Origin of the sequence: Streptomyces sp. NPDC088116 (genome assembly GCF_044741745.1) — a bacterium.
Classification (GTDB): Bacteria; Actinomycetota; Actinomycetes; order Streptomycetales; family Streptomycetaceae; genus Streptomyces.
The window spans coordinates 2873-5250 of record NZ_JBIUTF010000022.1 but is presented as its reverse complement, the minus strand read 5'-3'; the positions used below and the strand labels follow the sequence as shown (position 1 = coordinate 5250).

Genomic DNA, 2378 nt, shown 5'->3' with positions numbered 1-2378 from the left:
CCGAAGGGAAGCGCCCGGAGGAAAGCCCGAGAGGGTGAGTACAAAGGAAGCGTCCGTTCCTTGAGAACTCAACAGCGTGCCAAAAGTCAACGCCAGATATGTTGATACCCCGACCTGCCGGTAACCGGCGGGTTGAGGTTCCTTTGAAAAAAATTACAGCGAGGACGCTGTGAACCGTCGGTCTTATTCCGACCTGATGGTTCCGCTCTCGTGGATTGACATTCACGGAGAGTTTGATCCTGGCTCAGGACGAACGCTGGCGGCGTGCTTAACACATGCAAGTCGAACGATGAAGCCTTTCGGGGTGGATTAGTGGCGAACGGGTGAGTAACACGTGGGCAATCTGCCCTTCACTCTGGGACAAGCCCTGGAAACGGGGTCTAATACCGGATGACACTCTTCCCTGCATGGGGGAGGGTTGAAAGCTCCGGCGGTGAAGGATGAGCCCGCGGCCTATCAGCTTGTTGGTGGGGTAATGGCCTACCAAGGCGACGACGGGTAGCCGGCCTGAGAGGGCGACCGGCCACACTGGGACTGAGACACGGCCCAGACTCCTACGGGAGGCAGCAGTGGGGAATATTGCACAATGGGCGAAAGCCTGATGCAGCGACGCCGCGTGAGGGATGACGGCCTTCGGGTTGTAAACCTCTTTCAGCAGGGAAGAAGCGAAAGTGACGGTACCTGCAGAAGAAGCGCCGGCTAACTACGTGCCAGCAGCCGCGGTAATACGTAGGGCGCAAGCGTTGTCCGGAATTATTGGGCGTAAAGAGCTCGTAGGCGGCTTGTCACGTCGGTTGTGAAAGCCCGGGGCTTAACCCCGGGTCTGCAGTCGATACGGGCAGGCTAGAGTGTGGTAGGGGAGATCGGAATTCCTGGTGTAGCGGTGAAATGCGCAGATATCAGGAGGAACACCGGTGGCGAAGGCGGATCTCTGGGCCATTACTGACGCTGAGGAGCGAAAGCGTGGGGAGCGAACAGGATTAGATACCCTGGTAGTCCACGCCGTAAACGTTGGGAACTAGGTGTTGGCGACATTCCACGTCGTCGGTGCCGCAGCTAACGCATTAAGTTCCCCGCCTGGGGAGTACGGCCGCAAGGCTAAAACTCAAAGGAATTGACGGGGGCCCGCACAAGCAGCGGAGCATGTGGCTTAATTCGACGCAACGCGAAGAACCTTACCAAGGCTTGACATCGCCCGGAAAGCATCAGAGATGGTGCCCCCCTTGTGGTCGGGTGACAGGTGGTGCATGGCTGTCGTCAGCTCGTGTCGTGAGATGTTGGGTTAAGTCCCGCAACGAGCGCAACCCTTGTTCTGTGTTGCCAGCATGCCCTTCGGGGTGATGGGGACTCACAGGAGACTGCCGGGGTCAACTCGGAGGAAGGTGGGGACGACGTCAAGTCATCATGCCCCTTATGTCTTGGGCTGCACACGTGCTACAATGGCCGGTACAATGAGCTGCGATGCCGCGAGGCGGAGCGAATCTCAAAAAGCCGGTCTCAGTTCGGATTGGGGTCTGCAACTCGACCCCATGAAGTCGGAGTTGCTAGTAATCGCAGATCAGCATTGCTGCGGTGAATACGTTCCCGGGCCTTGTACACACCGCCCGTCACGTCACGAAAGTCGGTAACACCCGAAGCCGGTGGCCCAACCCCTTGTGGGAGGGAGCTGTCGAAGGTGGGACTGGCGATTGGGACGAAGTCGTAACAAGGTAGCCGTACCGGAAGGTGCGGCTGGATCACCTCCTTTCTAAGGAGCATCTAGATTCCGTAAGGGATCCAGAGCCACTACGTCGGCGTATGTCCGACGGTGGTCAGCTCATGGGTGGAACGTTGACTATTCGGCACGGTTTTCTGGATCACACTAGTACTGCTTCGGCGTGGAACGTGAGGTCGGGGAGACCGGGCCGGGCACGCTGTTGGGTGTCTGAGGGTGCGAGCGTTGCTCGTCCTTCGGGATGCCGGTCCCAGTGAACTCGCCCTGTATGGGGTGGGGTGGTGGGTGGCTGGTCGTTGTTTGAGAACTGCACAGTGGACGCGAGCATCTGTGGCCAAGTTTTTAAGGGCGCACGGTGGATGCCTTGGTACCAGGAACCGATGAAGGACGTGGGAGGCCGCGATAGGCCCCGGGGAGCTGTCAACCGAGCTTTGATCCGGGGGTGTCCGAATGGGGAAACCCGGCAGTCGTCATGGGCTGTCACCCGCTGCTGAACACATAGGCAGTGTGGAGGGAACGAGGGGAAGTGAAACATCTCAGTACCCTCAGGAAGAGAAAACAACCGTGATTCCGGGAGTAGTGGCGAGCGAAACCGGATGAGGCCAAACCGTATGCGTGTGATACCCGGCAGGGGTTGCGCATGCGGGGTTGTGGGATCGTACTT

At 58.6% G+C, this 2378-nt stretch carries 2 rRNA genes (1 of these 2 cut by a window edge); both read left to right on the top strand.

Annotated features, from left to right (window positions below):
- The first annotated feature begins 221 nt into the window (after positions 1-221).
- Positions 222-1747 (top strand): 16S ribosomal RNA (locus ACIOJD_RS34505).
- A 299-nt stretch (positions 1748-2046) separates the two neighbouring features.
- Positions 2047-2378, top strand: a 23S ribosomal RNA gene (locus ACIOJD_RS34500) (it continues 2851 nt past the right edge of the window).
- Together the 16S and 23S rRNA genes form the textbook arrangement of a ribosomal RNA operon.